Source organism: Ruegeria sp. AB10, from assembly GCF_056542745.1.
Genome location: NZ_JBQGAI010000005.1, coordinates 14556 through 34240, shown reverse-complemented (window position 1 = coordinate 34240; position 19685 = coordinate 14556). Strand labels below are relative to the sequence as shown.

Sequence of the window (19685 nt, the reverse complement as noted above, 5' to 3'; positions counted from 1 at the left end):
TTTGGGAGGATGGAAATGTCATCAATCAATTTATACTCGGAAGCTGAACAACTTGAAAAGAAACTCAACGGCGCGTGCCTGGATACGCGGCTGGCCCTTCAGCCAAGTGTGACCAAAGTGATCGAACGGATGCGTCAGGAGGGTATGCACATACCGTCGCGCCTGCGGCAACTGGATGCGGCCCTGTGCGAAGATGCCATGGAAGCGCAGTTTGATAATCTGCCGGTTTAGGCTGGCAGGTTAGCCAAAGGAAATCCCCAAGATTACCACCATCAAGCCAATCACTGACAGAAACAACGACGCCAGATTCCACGGCAGAACACCCTGAACAACGGCGCGCAGCTCTTCGTCCGAGAGGCCGGATTTGCGCGCTTTCATCACGTGTGCAATACACCAGACCAGGCCCACAAGCCCGGCAAGCGACAGGGCGGCACCGCCCCAGGTGATGAATTCGAACATGGTTCCCCACATTTGCTTGTCACGTTCCTCTGCGCTTAGCCGAGAACCTCTGCGCATACAAGCCCACCTGCGATTGGGCGCTTGCGGCGGGGGCGGTGGCAATGTATCCGGCATATTGCCCGCTGCCAAAGAAACAGAAATTACCCTCTGGGAGAGACGTAAATGGATGACATGACCGAAGATCAGGCCTCTGCCAACTATCGCGTAACCGCAGGCGAACTGCGCCAGTTCATCGAACGCTTCGAGCGGCTGGATGCGGAAAAGAAGGATCTGGCGGAACAGCAGAAAGAGGTGATGGCCGAGGCCAAAGCCCGCGGTTACGACACCAAGGTCATGCGCAAGGTGATTGCTCTGCGAAAACGTGACAAAGACGATATCGCCGAGGAAGAAGCCGTACTGGAAATGTACAAAGAAGCACTGGGCATGAGCTGAGGCGCCTAACGGGTTTCTTCAGATGTGCGACACATGCGTGTCCCGCAGGGAATGCGCTCATCCGGGGCACGCACCATATGACATGACCGCTTTTCCCCTTCATGAAGGCGTTGAAGTAGCTGCAACTTGGGTCATCACTTTTGCCGGTCGTGCGTGATATGATCCAGGTGCCTACGCAATTCCGGTTTCCCGGGACGCGATCAGGGCTTTAGAACCCGAACTCCGGGAATTGCGCCAAGCCGTTCAAGATCCTGCTCATACAGTTCGGAAAACGCATCGACGATCTCGGTGCTCCAACCGGGCAGGTCCAGTTCTTCTTCGATTTCTTCCGGCTGAGCATGTTCTTCGAATATTCGAGCCATGTTTTCGTGCAGACTCACCTTGCTGTGCCCGGCATCCGGATCGGTCAGCGTCAGCACTTCGCTCCGGCCTGTTTCGTCCAGCAATGAAAGCAACAGATCGTGCTCGCCTTCTACGGGTGTGTCTTCGTCAAGGCCAGCCAGGGCACGGATGATATCGCCCCAGATAAAGGGGGTGTCTTCGTTGCTCCACAATGTAATCTGAACACTGGGCGCAAGATCACGGATGTCTTCTATCATGCCAATCCAGCTCAGGCAGCTCAGATCGGTATCCCGCATTGCGTTGGTGCGCGCTTCCTGAGGCAGAGACATCAGCAATTTTGGGACAAAGCTGCCGGGATTTCTCAGCCCCATGAACAGCTCGACCTGGTGATCGTGAAAGCCATGTTCCAGCAAGGCCATTCTGCGGCCCGCAAGAGGGTACAACTGCCCGTCCCGCAACGCCGAGTCCGGTTCACCAGCGAAACTGCCATTTGAGTACACGACACGCCGACTGTCGTCGCCGCCCGGCAGAATACTATTGAAACTTGGCTGGACAGGGAACGCGTCGGGTGCGGCTTCGAGCCTGTCAAATGCCGGCTTGAACGCGCGGTTGTATCGGCGTGGACCAAAAAGAGCGACCCCGTGTGTCGCCAAGGCGGGTGCGTTTTTTGTCAACGAGGCCAACACCCGACCTTCGTCGGTAAAAGCTGCGCCTGCGTGGATAGCAACCTGCATTTTCGGTTCTTGTCCTTGCTTTTTGCCCCGCTTGCCGGGTTACAGTCTGCGACCGGAACAGTCAAACCCGCGCCGTCATGGACAAAGCGTTCCTCGTGCTGTCAGGAAATCCGCCAATCTCTAAGTTAAGATAAAAATATGGGCTTGCAGTCCACAACAAGAGAAAGTAATCGACACCAAGTGCCCCTATAGCTCAGCTGGTAGAGCAACTGATTTGTAATCAGTAGGTCCGCGGTTCGAGTCCGTGTGGGGGCACCATTTAATCAATAAAATCAATAATTTACGGTGAGCGCATCGCTAATTTATATGTCGCTCAACAGAATCAGACATATAGCAGACAAATTGCGCGGACCGACATTGGTATCCTGTTGCGCGGCGCAGCGGCAGTGAGATTGTTGGCAGCAACCCGATCCTCAGCTAGCAATTGTCTGAGTTGTTAGGAAGGATTCGATTTTGAATACAACAGATTGCGACGAGGTGCTGGCACACTTCATTGAGAGTATTCCTCTAACCCAGCGTGATTGGCTTGCCGCGCGGGTACACTTGATCGTTTTAGATGGTGGTTTGGACCGTAATGCAAAACATTTGGAAGACCTTTTGGGTGTTTTGCGTGAGAGTGATGATCTCGAACGCCCACATTGGGTCGTAAAAATTGCGGCAGCCCTAGACCACGCTTTGCTAAGATATGGCGCGCCTCACAAAGAGGCTTTGGAATACGCTGCGGGAAAGCTCAGGGCGGACGGTTCGGAACCGAGTGCGCATGTTGACGCAATGCTGGCTCGAGCGGACTTGAGGGAAAAACATCTGACTTTGATCCGTGGTCAGTGGACGAAGCTTCGCGCAACATCATTGTCTCCGGTGGCGGTTCGTGAATTTGAAAATACGATGCATGGAATAGGCCGTGGGCAAAGCTGAGAAGAAAAACTGGTTTCTAATTCGTGTGCGCTGCATCGTGCCTTTTTGACGGAAAAGCCGCCTCTCCCTTAATTTGCGGCTTGGTGTAGTGACCACAGGGCGCGCGGTCATGGCGCCGCTTATCTCAAGCGCCTTTTTCAGCCGAAAATGCGGCGCATAAGTAAATGGAGACCTCCACCCAGATCGGACCCCACCCCCCACTACATAGGGGGGTATGTTATACCAGACCATGCAGCCAACGCCGCGCCCGCACGTCTCAACGCCTCGTACCCAAGCGGTAGTAAATTCAGTAGGGCGCATAGGGATGTGCAGGGCGATACCGTTCAATCCGCATCAATCCCGCTGGAACGTAACGGGCATAACAGAAACGTAACGGATACACGTCCTTTAACCCATTGTTTTTATTGCGTTGTTATGTTTGTTATATTTGTTACGTATATAAGTTCATCATAATATAAATATCAAATATACGTATATACTACATAGGCAACGCGTACTTGCGCCACGCATCCCTACGAAAATCGTCCGAAAAACACACGATTTAAGGCCCCCCTCACAACGTAACAAGTGTCAAAAATCCACTTTTATGTGAATGATTTCAATGCGTTGATGTGTTATTTTGAAACGTAACAAATAGGGGGCAGGTTCAGGTATGACGCCGTATAGCCCACCGGATATATCGAACAAACACGGAAAAATGGGTGGGGTGAGGCGAGGCGCGCCAGCATGAATACCCCTCAGAACCCGGCTCAATGGTCACAAAAAGCCCTCATGCCAGTGACACGGAGGCGAGGATGCCCACCGGCGACACGAACCCTGTGGACACTAGAATGGGGATTGATCAGATCGACTATGCGCGGGCGTGTTGTTTCAGGGCCGCCTGAGATCGCTCTGCCTCTGCTTCCCACGTTTCGACATTCATAACCGGGACCATCATCAAGCCGGATGTTCGGCTTGTATTGGCGGCTTGTTCTTTTGCCAGCTTGTCTCGGGCCACAATAGTTTTGAATAGCCGGTCGAATGCTTTGGAGGCGGCGTCAGCCTCGGCTGCGGTCAAACTCTCTTGACCCATGTATTCGCCAAATCTCTTTTGCAGTTCATCCACGTTGGCGCAGTCATCAAACTTGACGGGTCGCACCTGTTTGGCGCGTTCCGCAAACAGCACCTTGGCGGCGTCCACGTTGCCAGCACGGGCCTTGAGTTCCAGCGCCTGCCGGACGCCTTGTTCTATTTCGGGTGTCATGTCGAAATCCTCATATCTGCCCACAACAATATGGCGGCTGAATCTGCGTGGCAAACGGTCTCAGATTGCGGGGTGTGAACGCCATCTCATTACCCTGTGGAGACATGGATTACCGTTTTGGAACAATCGCCTAAGCGTATAAAATGGAGACGTGAATTGAGGGTTGATCAATGCTTGAAAATGACGTGCCAACCGGGATGGAATTTGACGAAAAGGACATGCGCAAGGACTTGGATTGGGCGATCCAAAACCGGCTCATGTTTGGCGCGTTTAACCTGCTCTCAAATGACAAGAGCCTGTACGCGCGAAAGTTTTTCTGCTTCCCGGATTTCGAGTTGGCACTGGCAGACATGCAGGACAACGCCGTTGAATATTTGCGTCGCAAGTCTGGTCCCAGAGTGACCCACGCCCGCGTCTATGTGTTGGACGGTCGGCGCGGCAAATCCGAATTTCATGGCTTTGAATGGAAGCCGGTTAACGGCGGCGGGCATGGGCTGACTCGGATTGACTACCGGGCTGAGTATGAAGAGACCGACCCATATGCAGGATACGCGATGATGGCCCTTATGGAGCAAAAGGGGCCACAAAAGGTGTCCACAGTCGCCCGGGCGGCGTGGGCGAAGATCGGCGACAAGGTTTCCGATCTATACCCGACCGCTGATTACCCCAAAGCCGCCCATATGATCCTGCTCCGCAAATCCCTGCTGCGCATGTCGCACCTGAACCCTTGCATCATGCGCACCCGTGGCAAGGACGTGCGTGGTCACGACACCATGATTGAGCATTTGGGCATTTATGACCAGCAACGGCGCTGGTTCTTTTGACGCGCGGTGCGGACTATCCTGCCGAGGCAAACTAGACCACTCGGGAATTTTGGGTTGTGTCTGATCTTTCCAACTTCTTGCCACAGTTGTATGTGAGGAAGTATTGGTGAAGCTTATTTCTAAGGTACTGAAAAATGGTAGCATTTCTTAAGGGCACTGGGGTCGTTGTTTTATTGCTAATCGGAACGGCGCTGATATCCGCAATCTCCCCCGAAATTGGGTTGGTCGTGGGCGTCGCCTTGTTGCTCTTGCCGGGAGTAGCGTTGTTAAAGCCGCTTCCAAAATTGAGATTGGGCCACAGAGGTTTCAGCTTCGCCGTCATGTTTTTTGTGGGTTTGCCTGCGACTATCGGATCAGTTGGCATGGTGAACGATCAGAAAGAGGCGGAGTTTTCTGCTCTTAAAGAGAACAACCCTGATGAATATCTGCGCTCGCTCAAAGATACAGATCAAGATCGTTGGATGTCAGAGTTGGCGGAAATCGACCCTGAACAACATGCCGCCGAGAAGGCTCGAATTGCTGAGGAAGAGGCGAGACGAGTGGCGGAAGTTGCGGCAGCGCGTGAAGCGGAAGAACAGGCCAGAATAGACAGCTATGTTGAACAACTGGACCGAGAAATCGCATCCATTCCGGGGATTCGAGCATCAAAATACACGGAAGATGTAGCAAGCATTAACACCGGATTGATAGTTATTGGCGCTTGGGCTTTGTTCTACGAAGAAGGTGCCAAACTAGATTTGCCTGAGGAAGCACTGCTAAAGCGTCAACAGTTCAGGAACGCGTTTGTTAGAAAACAGACCGAACTGTTGCCAGCTATGCGCGATGCCTATGGGCCTGCTATGAGGAAGCAACTTTGGGAAGCTGACGGGAGCGCGCGCACAATCGGCGCTGGATACCGGACTGTTGAGTTCGTCTCGGTCGCTTTTGCTCGCAACGCGAATATCAAGCAAATCCATACCGACATTTACGAGAATCTCATGATGTTGCGTTTTACCCGAGCGCAATACAAATGGATCAAGCACGCTTCTGAGTTCAGCTACTACACCCTAGAAGTGCCGAAGGATTCGGATATCGTAAGGTGGGAAAGCAGCGGTCGTTTCAAAGTTCTGGAATAGCGTTTTCGTTAGTTCAATAATGCGAATGAGAACTGCGGAAACCGCCCAAACTGGGTTTGTCTTCGGGGGCTGAGGTGAACGCTGCAAAAACGCCTTGCGCCCCCACATACCGCGCCCCAGAGGGCGACAGGGACGGTATCAGGCCGTGGCCCAGTCGTCGCTATCGTCGCCCCAATCAAACGATTGAATGCCCATGTGATCCAGGAACATTTGCCGCGCCTCGGGAAGCGGTGGCAGGAACAGATGGCGGGCAACACTGGAGACGCCGTTAATAGTTGATCGGGCATTTTTTGCCCCTGTGGTGACTGGTTTCACGGCGGCGCTGCCACCCCGCGCCGACAGACCTTTGCCCGCATAGCCTTGGCGCACAAAGTGTTCATGCAGAAGGTTCGCCCGAACTGCCCATCCTTCGGCTTTCAGCTCTGAACCGATTGGCAAAATTCCTTCCCGAAGCAGTTCACGCAAAATCCGGTCTGGGCCGGTGGCGGATTCCATTTTCTGCTCATCCCGACCTGCGGTGTATGGAACTCGTGTCGCCTTGAAGTGACCAATATCCCGTGTCCACAGGTGGTGCATGAATGCGCTCAACTCGGCTTTGTAGGTCGCCCGGAACTGGCCCCAGAATGCCCGATCTTCGGCATGTTTGGGTGATACCTTGAGAACAAACATACGCCGGTCATGACGGGCGAGGTGCGCGACATAGGCGGCGTTGGACGTCATGAATATGCGGGCGCAATTCCGTGCCTCGACTGCCGCGATGCCTTTGGCGTTGTAGCTCAAGGTTTCATTGGTAATCAGGGCCTTGATCTTGCTTTCAAGTTTGCGGTCGTTTGGTGCTACTGCCTCCTCGAAATGTAGGAGCAGCTTATCTTTGGCGGCGGAATTGAACTGACCGACAAACGTATCTGCGTCTGCCGTTGTTCCGCAGTACTTCGGGCCAAACAACTCTCGCAGAATTTCCACGAAGGTCGATTTCCCGGTGCCCTGTTCTTCGCTTTGCAAGATAAGGGCTGTTCCGGGCAAGTCCGATGGCTGTTGCACCATGTGGGCAAGGTAGTCGAGAACGTAAGCCTCGCATGTATCATTACCGGCGCAAACAATATCTCGGATCAGATAGTGGATAGCAGGCCATTGTCCTGCGACTGGCTGAGTGCTCCACCCCTCAAATGTATTCAGAACACGCCCCTCGGGCCGCATTACAACCCGCTCCGTCACCCCGTAGCACATTTCCCTTTTGAAATAACGGGGTGACATTGGGGAATCTAACCAAGTTTGAGCGGCTGAACCAATGATAGGCGCGCCGTTTTCATCCCAGCCAGATAGCACTTTGTCTTGGCGGCGGGCACGGACAAACTCGGGTTCTGTCCAGCAGGCATATGCCCCTGTGAACCCATCCGGCTGGTTGAGAAATACCATTTTCTTACCGCCATAGTTCTCGATGATGTGGTACGTTTCCTTGTATTTACGGAACACATTTCGACGGTCTATCTGCGCTTCTTCAAGTACCATAGCCTTCATGTACCGGTTCATTTCAGCGGACTCGGGAAAGTCATCTCCGAAGGCTTCAAATGCCAACTGGATTTCCAGCAATCGCTCGACTGCCCGCTGTTTATCCCGTTTCTCAAATACGTCCCGTACTTCGCCCAAGTCGCGGACACCTCGTTCGAGATAGCCAACAACCGGGGCCAACGCTTCAGTGTCACAGTGTCGCCGCATAACGGCTTGTTGCAGAAGGGAAAGGGCATGGTGCTGAACGCGGTAATTCACGTAGTCGCTCTGTTCTGACAGGCATTCACGGGTCAAGTCACCGACCACTCCATCCTGACCTTCGGACAATGCGCGCTGTCTACGGTTTGTCTCTGTGGTAGCCAGCGCAGCCCTCCAGTCTTCGGGCCATAAACGCTCCATCTTGGCCAAACGAGTTTCGCCCCGACCGTCATCTATCTGCATAAGTGGACTGTTCGTCAGCACGCTGTAGGCTCGTCGCTCATCTGTGCAGAACTCGGCCAATGTGTGAATGATACCGATACGGGCCTGTGAAACGTCACTGCACTCACCAGTGCGGAAAGCGCGACCATGGATGCCGTTGCCGACTATCGCCCGCAATCGCGCCTCGCTGCTGACATAAGGGGTGATCTTGGTGTCCACAGTTTGCCGCGCCACCGGCTTCTTGGCGAAGTCGCGCAACAGGTTGTTTGCTGCCTCGCTAATGTCTGGGGTGTCGGTGCAATCATCGACCGCGTTGCCAGTGATCAAAAGGCAGCTGGTGAAAAGCAAATCCAATTCCACATCCCGGACGGGCAGCTTTTCTTTATGGTGCTGCACATCAGGGCCGCGACCAATATAGTGCAACCCGCGTCCAGAGATTGACCGCTCACAATAGGTGAAGCCACCAAGCGCCGTCGCCAGCGCTTCGCGGAGCCTTGTGGCCATCGGCACGAAGCTAGGTGCGACCTTTTCCATGGGATCAAGGTCAAGGCAGATGAAATCATTGCCGACGCCTAGAACGAACATGAGGTTCAGGCTGGGATCGTGCTCGACCGCTTCAAGCACTTCTTCAAATGAGCATAGGTAATCCGGGTTTTTCCATCTCGCCCCGGTGTCGGCGTTATCAACGATGACTTTGCCATTGCGGACGGGGAACGGTTTCTTCTTCCCGCCTGTGGATACCAACCAACTGCGGCTGGCTTTCATTTCAGGTGGGACCATTGCAAAGCGCAACGCTGCGGTTGATATGGGGGCCACTGCGGAAGCATCAAATGGTGTGGTCAATCGCAGCATGACTTCTGCCTCATTCCGTGTCGAAAACGGGATTTTGTCTGACATATGTCTGCTTGGAAGCGGCAGGTCAGATTACCCCTTTGATTTTTATGGGTAGTTTGTAATAGGCCCGCTGATCATTTGTCAGCGAGTAGAAATCCAGCGTATCCATTGGGTTAAACGCCGGATAACCAAACTTCCGTAGTTGTGCAGTTACTGCTTCGCTTCATTCGCCGCAATCATGTCAGCGATCTGCTACTTGAAGTGACCGCACCCAGTTTGCAACATCTGAGAAGCGCCAAGCCACAGTGTTGGCGCTAGTCTTGAGTGGTTTGGGAAACTCATTGTTTCGGATTTTGGCGTACAGGGTCGAGACTGACAGTCCCGTCAAATCGACAACCTGCTGACGCCGGAGAAGCCTAATCTCGTCCATTTTGTCATCCTAAATTTGTGTGCTTAATCAAAGTATGTGAACCGACTAGCAGGCGCGTGTGAAACATGGGGTGGTTCCCAAATTTCACACAGGATAACGGTTTCCACAGTTGACCGAGGCAACATTGTCTAGGCGAAATACTATGGTTCGATGGACGCTAGGATTCAGCCATTCTTTATTCGCAGCGGCGCAGCTTCTTGAAAGCCGACTTTGACTGCTTTCACTTAGAAATGAGCCGCATACTTTTTGAACAAACAGATAGTGTTTTTGCTCCACGTGTCATAGCGACGTAAAGGTTTCGAGCATCGAGCGTATCGGCGTTTAGTACAATAGCGTGATCTGCCTCCAACCCCTTCAATAGTAAAGTTGAGCCAATAGCGGCCAAGGGGAGCTGACGTCCCACTGCACGGTTTTCTTCGCGAACTTGAAGCGCAGCCTCGATAAAGGTCAAATCCGAGTTTGATTGAACCAATGACAGCGCACGAAGCGTTGCACGCAAGACACCTGGCCGATAACAACGCGATCCGATTTGGGCCGAACAGCAAGACAAGATACTGGCCAACCCAGAAAAAGTAGGTGCTTTCTCAACCTCTAAAGCAAGCTGCTCTAGCTCACTTGGATCCGTTCTTGCCCTGCCGCTCTTAATGGACTTCATGCGCTTCTGGACACCTTGGGAACCAATGTTTGTTATCAGGCTCTCTGCAAGGTCAAGGGTCTCACCAACGGAATACCCATCAGACAAATCTAGTCCACTAGCAAAGGTGATGAGGTCCTTAAGATCAACGGGTTCAACTGCGACAATACCGGGAACATTTTTGGCAATCCTATAGCGGCTTGCAGCTGATTTGCTGTCACCAATTACAAGCGAAGTTTCCTTTGTTTCTTTGTGAGAACATCGGGCTGCAGCAACAAGTTTTGAATGATCATCATCTCCATCCAATTCTACCCAATTGACTGATTTGGGGGCTGTTGCCAAATCAACCGGCTCACCTGCAAGCAATGATTTTCGCACAGATAAAAGCCACTGCCCAAGCTCTTCGTTTCCGGCATTTCGCCACCTCCATGGGCTATCTAGCTCAGAAACTTTGGGGAAGTGTTTGGAAACATGCTTATCCCAATCAGCAAGCGGGTCATTCCCGAAACCGAATATTGCTTGCATCGGATCGGCCAAAACACAGCAGGGCAAATGCTTCGCCGCAAAAAAAATTAAAGCGTGCTGGTTGTGGGAGCAGTCCTGATACTCATCAACCAAGATGCGCGAATAACTTGCTTGAAGCACATCAGTTATGTGGTTTGCTTTGAGAAGACCCCATGCGGCCTTCCTGATCTTAAGATAGTTGGGTTTTTTAGGATTTGCGCCTCCGTCATACCCTGAACGTGCTGGAAACGTAGAGACCAACCTTAGTGCCCAACCATCAATCGTCGCCAGTTTGTAACCACCAGTCGGCAACTTCTCTTTAGCCAATCTCTGTCGCAGGGCTGCTACCCCAGCGTTCGTGTGGGTTAGAACCAAAATAGGTTTTTCGGATTGGTTGCTACGCAGTGCCTCCACAATTAGCTGAGTCTTTCCGCACCCTGCAGGGGCGATCACCATGCCACGCTCTATAGTTAACAGATTGACATCAGCCATTCGTGGCCCCTGACCACTTAAGAATTTCGTCTAATAGCTCTGACATCTCGGGCTGTACGCAGTCATCCAAATCTGGACCGATAATTGAATAAGCCACTTCCTCCATGTGGGATATCCGTTTGAACCAAGAGCCGCTCCCCGCCGCTGCAGCCAACTGTTCCCGCTTTCTTTCGGTAATGTCGTTGAACCAGCTTTGGGGATCGACAGTTCCTTTGCACGCGGTCCTTAAGTGATCTAATACTCGCTGGTGTCCGTGTAGTTTCGTAGCATATGCCCATAATTTCAGAACAGCGTCATCACTAACGCAGTCAAAAAGCTCAGCCTCGATTGCCCAACCTGTTGTCCACTTGAAGACTTCTCCACCCGCGTTGATAAAATCTGTTTCATCCTTTTCTTTGGGTTGGACGTCATCATCCCTTAAAGTCGCGACCTTGTAACCTAGCGCTTGAAAAGAAGAGGCCGCACGATAGACTTTATTTACGCCACCGGCATCGACCAATACACCGCCCGCTGCCGTAAATGTCGAAAGTCCGTTTTCCGCTCGATAGCGATCAATTCCGCGAACCAATCCGACTTCCGTGGCGCCCTCGCAAACCAGTACATTGGTCCCGAGAAAAGCTTCTGACGCGGTGCGAAGCGTACCTTGAATTGCATCATCGATGCCCGCCTGAACAACAGAATGCTCGGCTGCACTTCTTAATATGTAGAGCTGTGATCCGGTCAACTCCCGCAAAACAACGGGTGAGTGGGTAGTCATAAATATCTGGAACGACGTCTCTACATCCTTCGATCCAAGTTCTAGCAGAAACTTTGAAATTCGATGCGGTTCTAACCCTATTTCAACTTCATCGACTAGTGCAATTGAAGCCGATTCCGCCACCCGGTTTTGAAGCCCGGCGACAAGCAACCGGCTTGATCCAAGCCCTAGTTTCCTGAGTGGAACGCCTTCCGAGCTGTGAAGCGAAATAGTACTTCCTGAAAAATTCACTGAGTGAGCATCGAGCATCGCACGGACGTTGTTGCCGACGTCAACACCAAGCGCTTGAGCGGCGTCAGAAATGATAGTCAAGGTATCTTCGAGTTGATCACCTGCAGTGTCTCCAAAGCTACTTCGAGCCTGCCGGGCAGCTTCAGCCAGCGCCGCAGATGCGTCCGCCTTTTCCTCGGTCAACGCATTCAAAATTGATCCACGCTGCCATCCAAGATGTTGGTTTGCAAAAACGCCTATACGGCTTGGTGCGATGTTAACCCTGTCGCCCCATGTAAGGCCTCTGGTTAGACCTTGAGCTTCTGCACGGGCAGATTTCAAATGCCATTGCGGTTCCAAGTCGTCGCCGATTGTAAGCTGGATTGTAAGAACTGTCTCCGAACCTTCCGAAGGTTCGTCTTCGACATTTCCCTCTTTGTTCAGACCTAATAAATAGGGGCCATAAATATCAAGTGTTTTTAGTCCGTCATGAAGGTCACCAACAGTTGCTCGTATAACAATTTCATCATCAACGGACATATTGTGAAAGTCTGCATCCGTGACCGGGAGGTTGCGTCGAGCACCCATACACCAATCGATTGCATCCAAAACAGTGGACTTCCCGCTATCACCGGGGCCGACTAAACAATTCATGTTTGGTGAAGGAATCCAAACAAGCTTCCGGATACTTCTAAAATTGTAGACTTCTAGCTTTCGGATGCGGGCCATATAAAATTCCTTGGTTCAATCTACACCAACTATCTCAAAACCTTATTGGAGGGTGTGGTGCGCCAAAATTCAATCACGCAACCTTAGACCGTGCGAAGTGGATGCAAAAGGATGTTCGACCAGTTGTAGTCACTATTATCGCTATTGCAGCATCGGCTAGATTCCCGCCCAAGGTGCCGCAAGAACCTGTCCGCTTTGGGCTTGAAGGGGCTATACCCTTTGACCGAAGTTAAAGCTCACTATGGGCGGGAAGCATCTCAGAAACAGTGAAATGAAGGTTTTCGACTGCGGTAGTAGGCTGTGTGAGCGGCAGTTTCGGTGAACAGTTTGTCTTGGAAATGAGCTGCACAAGCGCGGGCGACTATTGCGCATGCACAATCGTGATTGTTTGCGGGGTTGTGCGATGCTTGGACGTCAAACTTTCTGATTAAGGTTGTAACTAAATGTATAATAAGAGCTTTGCGCTGATCTGCAGTTGGTTTGGATCGCCGTTTTCCCGGTTTTGGACGTGGGTGATGGTGATCTCGCACGAATTTTAGATCGCGGTAATGCGGATGCTCGACACCCCAATCGTTGAAGTTTTCAGTCATTCGAGCGATAAGGTCCGACGCAGCGTCCCACGCAGCTTGATTTTGCTCATCTTTAGCGGTTTCCAGTAACCGCAGTATTAGATCTCGCTGTTTATCGGCATCAAGAGCACAATAGTCATTGTATGCTTGAACTTGGTCTGGGATTGCTGGGTAGCCTGATTTGCGAAGTAATACGGCATCATCCGAACGAATTGCCGGGATTTCAGGTGGTACGACCTTTTGAGCAAATGGCCATTCCTTTTCGCTCCCTTTCTCAGTATACAGCGCTCGTTCTTCGACTGTTGCAGGAACCCGCGTTACTTCAATTACTGTTGGGTTGGTTTCAGCCGGGTACAAACGCTTTAATTGGTCCACGACCCACTTTTCAGCGTCTTTGAACTTATCCGTCATACCGCTAACCTCACAACATTGGTTTCCCGCTGCTTGACCAACGCGGCCCAGTCATTCAGCACCTTGGCGCGCTGGGGCAATTGACTGGACATATTGTAGACCCGCGCGACCGCGGATGCTGCTGACCCTGTGGCTGCGTGATTAAGGATACGATCCACCACACCTTCGTTGGCCCCGGATTCCGCCATGACAGTAGCAAACGATGTGCGGAAATCATGAAACCGCCAAGGTTCAAGGTCAGGCAGAAGTTTGTCCAATTCTCGTTTAATCTTGCTGAACCCGGAGACCGGGCTGTGGCCTGTGGTCGTGAAAAGCAAATCCCATTCGCCTTGCTCGGGCAATTCCGCCAGTGCGGCCTCTGACAGGTGAACGATATGGGCGCGTCCTGATTTGGTGCGAACAGCAGGCAGGGTGAAGCGCTGCTTCTCCAGTTCGACCTCCGACCAGCGTAGGTGCGCAATGTCCGAGCGGCGTTGCGCGGTTAGGATGAGCAGGCGAACTATCGGTGTCCACAGGGGGCTAAGGAACTCGGCGGCGTCATAAATGGCACGGATTTCGTCCAGCGTCAGAACCCGGTCGCGTGGTTTTTCCCGCACTGCGTTTGACAAACCAGCGCCGATGTTTTCATCCGTATATGACCGCTGCCATGCGAACTTGCCGAATGCACTCAATGCCGCCTTGTACCGGTTTGCATGGATCGGAGCATGTGCTGCGGTTGCGTCAATGAAAGCCTGCATGTCGCGCCGGGTCAGCTTGGAAATCGGTTTGTTCGAATGATCAGCCAATGCGGTCTGTAGCTGGCGGTAGCGTTCAACGCCGGATTTTAGGTTGTCGAGATGAAGTGTCTTGTAAGCGTCCAAAACTGTGGCGACCGTTGTATTGCGGATTTGCTCGGCCTTGCGGTCGACGCCTTCCATGGCCTCTTTCTCAAGCGCGATTGCTTTCTCCCGTGCCTCGGAAAGACTGATGGCAGGAAACGCGCCCGTTGAACCTATTCAAAAACGCTCCCATCGCCTTCCGCTCGTCTTTGAACCCGAAATCAAAGTCGATATTCAGCGCCTGCACGAGATCAACCACGTCGCCCGCCCGAACGGCTTTAGACCAATCGGCACGACGTACAGGTTCGCCATACTCGTTCCGATCTCCCGACGGATCGACACGCCCACGGTGCGCCCGATCCATTGCGATGAACAATTCTCGTGCGACTTCTTCCTCGGGGTCTTCGGGGCGACGTTCCGTGGGAGTTGCGAGAAACCCGCCCACGCCAATTGCATCGAACAATCCCGACATTTTCGCCGCCCATGCCTCATAAGACGCCTTCGAACCCGCGCCCAACGGCATCCCAAGATTGACCCAATATTGAATGATCGTCAGGGCCGCGCGAACTTGTTCTGCCTGATGCTCTCGCACCCACGATTTCAAATCCTTGATGCGGAATTGCGCCACGTCCCGATCCTCGGGGTTGGCCATCTTCGCGTCCATGCGAATGTCCACCGTGCGGCGGAACAACTCGCCCGACAATTCGGTGTTGTTGCCCGAGCCGACCCACTGAACCTGCACAGGAACGCGGAGCATCTTCGATACGCCCAAGATGCGAGCGGCATAAACCTCAGCCGTCAGGACAGACGCAAATGATGCTGAGTTAAGAGTATTGGCATTGTCGAAGTAGACGCACCGAATACCATCAACGAGACACGATGGCCGCAACCGCAAATGCGTGGGGGTTTCCGAGGCATTGCACTGTTATGCCTCCGGGCGGCTGCGCAGATCGCTCAGGACAGCCGAGGCGCCCGCTGCAATGCTGGTACCACTCGCTTTGGTCAGCACGATCCGCGCATAGCGCTTGTGACCGCGATAGCCGATCCGATAGGTGGAATCCGCTGCCAGAGTGGCCGGGGCGTCGGTGTCGAAGTGGTCCGCCGCCACGTCGGTGAAGTCCCCGGACGTGGTGGTGTCGCTTTCCTGAATCTTGGCGCTGAAATCACCGGCCCCGGCGACGGCCCCCGTATTCAGGATGAAAGCCGCGCGATTGGCGTCCTTCAGGTCGATCGCGGCCCCGTTGACGGTGGCCGATTGAACGGCGGGGGACAGTGCCGCCACCGCGCGAATGTTGTGGTATAGGTCTCGCATATCTGCCTCCCTTACGATGTGGACATTTTCAGCTTGCGGAACTTGGCCGCTTGCAAGACGCCGCCAGTAACGCGGCGGGTGGCGTGAATGCGGGTGATCCCCTCGGTTGCCCGCGAATACGGGTTGACCAGGGTGCTCATCGCCAAGCGATCAACGATGCGGTAGCCGCTAAAATCGCCGTACATGATCGGGAAGGCCCCGGATTCGACATCCGGCATGTCGACCATTTCCACCACCGGACGGCCCAGAATGGTTTCGGGCTGACCGGCTTGGAAGCTCGGTTGCCAGAGCATCCGACCGTCACCGTCTTTCAAGGTGCGGATCACGCCCAATGTGGTGCCGTTCATCACCCAAGTGCCATTGTTGCGGTACATCGCGGGCAGAGCGTAGAGCAGCTTGATCATCTGATCCGGGTCAACATTCGTCGCGTGGCCGTTGACGTGTTCGGCAATATCGCCGTTGGTCATGAAGCCCTCAGGCTGCAGAACCCCGTCGCCGTTCACGAATGCCAGCCCCTCTTTCTGGCCGAAATCCTCAGCCAGCGCCAAGCGAACCTCCGACTCTGCCTGACCTGCGGAGTCAGACAAAAGCAGATTGCTGATATCGACATGCGTGGTCAGTTCTTTCAGGGTCAGTTCTTCCTGGCCGAATGCGGGTTCGGACGATTCCGATTCCTGGTTTTCACCACCCCATTTGGCGTTCGTGATGCCGGTGCGTTTGGGGTATTTCACCGAGGGTGCGCCGGTCTGGCGAACGCTGGCGATGCTGCGAACAGGCGAGAACTCAACCAAATCCCGGATGAACTCGGACGACATTTCCGCCGGGGCCAGATAGCCCGCGCCCGGATCGTCGGATACAGTTAGAGCCTTCAGGTCTTCTGCAGGGGTGTTGTTGCCAAGACGCAGATAAGTGGCGAAGGCTTTGCGCTCGACCGAGGGCTCATCCTTCTTATCGCCGCCGTCCGGCCGGTTGGCTTTGGCCTCCAGCTTGTCCAGACGTTCGACAATCTTGGTGTTGTCGGCCTTTTCCTCGATCTCGCCCATCCGGTCGTTGAACGTCTTGGTCAGGTCTTCCAGGGCTTTGGTGACGATATCGGTTGGATCGTCATCGTCGCCCTTCAGGGTCAACGCGGTTGCCCCGCGCAGGTCTTTCAATCGCGTGTGTTTCATATCTACCTCTTTGCGATCAGCGCCGTGGCGCGGTTGATTGTTTCAGCAAGGCGCAAGGCCTGAATTGCGGATTTTGCGGATGTGACCTGTGCGCCGGGGTGCATCGGCAGGGTCACGAGTGAAGCTTCCAGAAGCTCAAGCGATTTGATGGTGCGGCCACCGCCCTTGCGGGCGATTGCATCCTTGGTGACAAAGCCGATGGAAATGCCGCGGACAGCACCGGATTTCACCAGCGCGCGCACCTCTCGGGCGCGGGGAAGGTCATCGACCAGCAGGCTGCCTTTGACCTGCAACCCTTCATCGGTTTCAGTGGCCTCGTTCCATGCGCCCACCGGGTCGTTCTGGTCGTGGCCAAACAACATGGGGATCGGCAGAGAAGCGGATTTGAAGGCGCCGGGTTCGATCCAATCCCCGATCCGATCACCTTGCCCAAACTTCCATGCCAGACCGGAAATTGAGCCATCGTCCTGCGCCAGAATTTTCGTCTCAACAAATGCGCGCTCCATCAGTTCGCCCTCCGGAACGCTGCGCGGTCAGAGGCGAAGCTGTCGACCTGAGCCTGTACCCAATTCGATGCAGCCAGGAGGCGAACAACATTTGCCTGAGAGAAGGGAACCTGTTCATCGTCTTCTTGGATTTCCCAGCCCAGAACACAGGCTGCGAGGCATTCGATACGCAGACGTTCGCGTTGTTCTGCAGAGACCCGACCATCAGGCCCCGCAACCATGGCCATGCTGTCGGCCAGAACCAGCTTGGCGCGGTTCTGTGTGGCGCTGTCCGGGCCTGCGATCCGCAACTTGATCCCGGTTGGCTTGCCGGTGACGGGATCGGATAGCTCCAATTCCCGGCCTCGATCCTGATCCTGCGCGTCTGCGATGATCTCATTCAACTGCATCTGCGGTCTCTTCCTCCGGCTCGATGGACGTCTCTGTTTCCGTGGTGATGTGCGGATTGGCGAATTCCCCACCGCCCTCGTAGGGCAGCATCCCTAGCCATTTGCGGCCTTCGTTCGGATTGATAACGCGGCTGCTGATCAGGCTGCTGATAACGGTGGCGCGGGTGTTAAGATCGGCGCGGGTCAGGTCATCGCGGTCAAAACGGATCACGCGGCTCTTACGCTCATCCGGCAGGAACAAGCCCCGGCGCAGCGCGGATTCCAGCGCCTTCAGCCAAGGTTCCAAGCAATAAACCAGAAACTCGCGGCCCATTTGTTCGGTATTCGACCACGTTGCCCGGTCCAGTTCGAACAACATGCTCGGCGGAACCCGGAACGCGCGGGCGATTTCGAGAATTTGAAACTTGCGATTTTCGAGGAATTGGGCGTCGGTCGAGTTCAGCGTAAAGGGCGTGAACGTCGCGCCGTCATACAGAACTGCCGTTCGGCCACCGGCGTCGTCTCCTTCGTGGGTGGCTCTCCACGCAGCTCGGGATTTTTTGACGGCGTCTTCGCCCATGTCTTTCGGAAAGGTGAGTGCACCTGAAGGCCGGGCACCGCGACCAAACAGGCGGGCCGCGTGGCGTTCCATGACGAATGCAACCCCGATCGCTTCGCGTGCCAGCGTCAGCGGGGCGCGTCCGAACGGGCTGCGCAAGTGGATGATGTTGGCGGCTGGCTCAACGCGGTTGTTGATCCTGTAAACAGGTTCCCGAGTGTCCTGAATATATTCGACCGTGATCACGCCGGGCTTGTAGTGGATGATTTCTTGCGGCGTACCGTTGACCCGGTTCACCCATGCGAGCCCGCCCTGATCGTACCGCAGCGCGTCAATCACCAGATCTCTGGTTACCTCGTAGCCTGACGTCCACTCGTTGGCCTCGCCGGTCAGAAGCTGCAGAGCGGGGTCACTGTCGAATGTCGTTTTCTCATCCGGTGATTTAACCGCGATGTCCAAGCTGGCAGCGGCTTCGGAAATAACCCGGATCGCCGAGTTCACCGCGGGAACACAAAGCGCGGATTCTGCTGAGAGTGAAACGCCCGATGCAACAGGCGAAACGCCGAAAATCTCATTCAGCCAATCCTCGGGACTGGCGAGTGATTTTGCCTCAGTGGGGGCTTTGCGTCGGAATGGCCATTTCATGAAACCTTTATCCGACGCTCGATTCAGCCGCGATAGTTGCTAAAACTGGTCAAAAGTGGTCAAACCCGGTCATTTCGGTTCATCCAAAAAATCCAGATTCCCAAAAATCTCGCGCGCGCCTCCCTCCGCCGGTTCCCAAGGGCGCCTAAAAGTTCTCAGGCACCCCCGGGTTCACTCGAGTTCGAGTTCTTCACCAGTCAGAACCGTGAAGGCGTTCGCTGCGATGCGTGTGATGGCACGCGAAACGGCGGGGTCTTCGAACTGTACCCGGACTGCTGCACCCGAGTGGTGCTTGCCTCGTGGTCCATGGCTGAATGCGATGCCGTCTGCGTTCATGTGCAACGTGCAACCGCAGATGCGCAGGCCTGCTGTCAGAATGTCGAACACAGCCAGATGCCGATTGCCTGCTGTGTTGGGCTTGCCGTTGATGACAACGAACGATGCGATTTTGTGGTCCTGTGCCATGGTCATTTGCTCCTGAGCCAGTCGGTAAGTTCTGATCTGAATGCAAAGTACATTCCCGCTGGCCGGTAGATCGGCACGGTAGGCCGCTTGGCCATGCGTCGAACCTTGGACTCGGATACGCCGAGGAACTCCGCGATTGCCTTTACGCCCCAGATCTTCTCTGGTCCGTTCAGCAGCGCGTCTAAGCGCCATTTGTCCAGTGGTGGATAGTCTGTCATTAGTCTGCCCTTTCGGTGGTGAGTGGTGATGGCAGCAGAGAAGAATTGGCGCGTGGTGTTCG

22 protein-coding genes and 1 tRNA gene are annotated in these 19685 nt (G+C 54.0%); 6 read left to right on the top strand and 17 right to left on the bottom strand.

Features of this window, described 5'->3' with window-relative positions:
* The first annotated feature begins 15 nt into the window (after positions 1-15).
* Positions 16-231 carry a hypothetical protein gene (locus tag ACR0NT_RS11525; RefSeq protein ID WP_170445093.1) on the top strand — a complete coding sequence of 72 codons (216 nt, stop codon included), beginning with the start codon at positions 16-18 and terminating at the stop codon, positions 229-231.
* Between the two features lie 9 nt (positions 232-240).
* Here the strand turns inward: ACR0NT_RS11525 and ACR0NT_RS11520 are convergent, their stop codons facing one another.
* Complete coding sequence (locus tag ACR0NT_RS11520; protein ID WP_170445090.1) at positions 241-459, bottom strand: hypothetical protein; 219 nt, start codon at positions 457-459, stop codon at positions 241-243.
* A 162-nt stretch (positions 460-621) separates the two neighbouring features.
* Here ACR0NT_RS11520 and ACR0NT_RS11515 point away from each other — a divergent pair, with 162 nt between their 5' ends.
* Positions 622-891 carry a DUF2312 domain-containing protein gene (locus ACR0NT_RS11515; RefSeq protein ID WP_170445087.1) on the top strand — a complete coding sequence of 90 codons (270 nt, stop codon included), beginning with the start codon at positions 622-624 and terminating at the stop codon, positions 889-891.
* Between the two features lie 200 nt (positions 892-1091).
* Here the strand turns inward: ACR0NT_RS11515 and ACR0NT_RS11510 are convergent, their stop codons facing one another.
* Positions 1092-1652, bottom strand: coding sequence for a hypothetical protein (locus ACR0NT_RS11510; RefSeq protein ID WP_480443105.1), 561 nt, complete (start codon positions 1650-1652; stop codon positions 1092-1094).
* 497 nt (positions 1653-2149) lie between these two features.
* Between ACR0NT_RS11510 and ACR0NT_RS11505 the strand changes: the two genes are divergently transcribed.
* Both ACR0NT_RS11505 and ACR0NT_RS11500 read left to right on the top strand, forming a co-directional pair.
* A tRNA-Thr gene (locus tag ACR0NT_RS11505) sits at positions 2150-2225 on the top strand.
* Positions 2226-2420: 195 nt separating this feature from the next.
* Positions 2421-2882, top strand: coding sequence for a hypothetical protein (locus tag ACR0NT_RS11500; protein WP_170672173.1), 462 nt, complete (start codon positions 2421-2423; stop codon positions 2880-2882).
* Between the two features lie 850 nt (positions 2883-3732).
* Here ACR0NT_RS11500 and ACR0NT_RS11495 read toward each other — a convergent pair.
* On the bottom strand, positions 3733-4125 hold the full coding sequence (locus ACR0NT_RS11495; protein ID WP_170672171.1) for a hypothetical protein: 393 nt from the start codon (positions 4123-4125) through the stop codon (positions 3733-3735).
* A gap of 170 nt (positions 4126-4295) precedes the next feature.
* On the opposite strand from ACR0NT_RS11495, the gene ACR0NT_RS11490 reads away from it, so the two are divergent.
* Positions 4296-4949: a hypothetical protein gene (locus tag ACR0NT_RS11490; RefSeq protein ID WP_170672169.1), complete on the top strand. Its 654-nt coding sequence runs from the start codon at positions 4296-4298 to the stop codon at positions 4947-4949.
* Positions 4950-5083: 134 nt separating this feature from the next.
* Positions 5084-6064: a hypothetical protein gene (locus ACR0NT_RS11485; protein WP_170671614.1), complete on the top strand. Its 981-nt coding sequence runs from the start codon at positions 5084-5086 to the stop codon at positions 6062-6064.
* 138 nt (positions 6065-6202) lie between these two features.
* Here the strand turns inward: ACR0NT_RS11485 and ACR0NT_RS11480 are convergent, their stop codons facing one another.
* The 14 genes from ACR0NT_RS11480 to ACR0NT_RS11415 all read right to left on the bottom strand — a co-directional run bounded on the left by ACR0NT_RS11480 (position 6203) and on the right by ACR0NT_RS11415 (position 19623).
* Complete coding sequence (locus ACR0NT_RS11480) at positions 6203-8845, bottom strand: DUF5906 domain-containing protein (RefSeq protein WP_170672167.1); 2643 nt, start codon at positions 8843-8845, stop codon at positions 6203-6205.
* 223 nt (positions 8846-9068) lie between these two features.
* Positions 9069-9257 carry an AlpA family phage regulatory protein gene (locus ACR0NT_RS11475; protein WP_170672165.1) on the bottom strand — a complete coding sequence of 63 codons (189 nt, stop codon included), beginning with the start codon at positions 9255-9257 and terminating at the stop codon, positions 9069-9071.
* 220 nt (positions 9258-9477) lie between these two features.
* Positions 9478-10887 (bottom strand): UvrD-helicase domain-containing protein, encoded by a 1410-nt coding sequence (locus tag ACR0NT_RS11470; RefSeq protein WP_170672163.1) that lies wholly within the window; start codon positions 10885-10887, stop codon positions 9478-9480.
* Positions 10880-12583, bottom strand: coding sequence for an ATP-binding protein (locus ACR0NT_RS11465; protein ID WP_170672161.1), 1704 nt, complete (start codon positions 12581-12583; stop codon positions 10880-10882). The genes ACR0NT_RS11470 and ACR0NT_RS11465 overlap by 8 nt, the downstream gene beginning before the upstream one ends.
* Positions 12584-12840: 257 nt before the next feature.
* Positions 12841-13563 carry a hypothetical protein gene (locus tag ACR0NT_RS11460; RefSeq protein WP_170672159.1) on the bottom strand — a complete coding sequence of 241 codons (723 nt, stop codon included), beginning with the start codon at positions 13561-13563 and terminating at the stop codon, positions 12841-12843.
* A complete protein-coding gene (locus ACR0NT_RS11455; protein ID WP_170672158.1) occupies positions 13560-14480 on the bottom strand; it encodes a site-specific integrase in 921 nt (306 codons plus the stop codon). The genes ACR0NT_RS11460 and ACR0NT_RS11455 overlap by 4 nt, the downstream gene beginning before the upstream one ends.
* Positions 14481-14490: 10 nt before the next feature.
* Positions 14491-15138 carry a hypothetical protein gene (locus ACR0NT_RS11450; protein ID WP_170672156.1) on the bottom strand — a complete coding sequence of 216 codons (648 nt, stop codon included), beginning with the start codon at positions 15136-15138 and terminating at the stop codon, positions 14491-14493.
* A gap of 168 nt (positions 15139-15306) precedes the next feature.
* Entirely contained in the window at positions 15307-15693 is a 387-nt protein-coding gene (locus ACR0NT_RS11445) for a hypothetical protein (RefSeq protein ID WP_170672154.1), read from the bottom strand.
* Between the two features lie 11 nt (positions 15694-15704).
* Positions 15705-16862 (bottom strand): phage major capsid protein, encoded by a 1158-nt coding sequence (locus ACR0NT_RS11440; protein WP_170672152.1) that lies wholly within the window; start codon positions 16860-16862, stop codon positions 15705-15707.
* Positions 16863-16864: 2 nt separating this feature from the next.
* Positions 16865-17368 carry an HK97 family phage prohead protease gene (locus tag ACR0NT_RS11435; RefSeq protein ID WP_170672150.1) on the bottom strand — a complete coding sequence of 168 codons (504 nt, stop codon included), beginning with the start codon at positions 17366-17368 and terminating at the stop codon, positions 16865-16867.
* Entirely contained in the window at positions 17368-17757 is a 390-nt protein-coding gene (locus ACR0NT_RS11430) for a hypothetical protein (RefSeq protein ID WP_170672148.1), read from the bottom strand. The genes ACR0NT_RS11435 and ACR0NT_RS11430 overlap by 1 nt, the downstream gene beginning before the upstream one ends.
* Positions 17744-18940 carry a phage portal protein gene (locus tag ACR0NT_RS11425; RefSeq protein WP_170672146.1) on the bottom strand — a complete coding sequence of 399 codons (1197 nt, stop codon included), beginning with the start codon at positions 18938-18940 and terminating at the stop codon, positions 17744-17746. The genes ACR0NT_RS11430 and ACR0NT_RS11425 overlap by 14 nt, the downstream gene beginning before the upstream one ends.
* 171 nt (positions 18941-19111) lie before the next feature.
* On the bottom strand, positions 19112-19405 hold the full coding sequence (locus ACR0NT_RS11420; RefSeq protein ID WP_170672144.1) for a hypothetical protein: 294 nt from the start codon (positions 19403-19405) through the stop codon (positions 19112-19114).
* Between the two features lie 2 nt (positions 19406-19407).
* Entirely contained in the window at positions 19408-19623 is a 216-nt protein-coding gene (locus tag ACR0NT_RS11415) for a helix-turn-helix domain-containing protein (RefSeq protein WP_480443100.1), read from the bottom strand.
* Positions 19624-19685 lie beyond the last annotated feature (62 nt).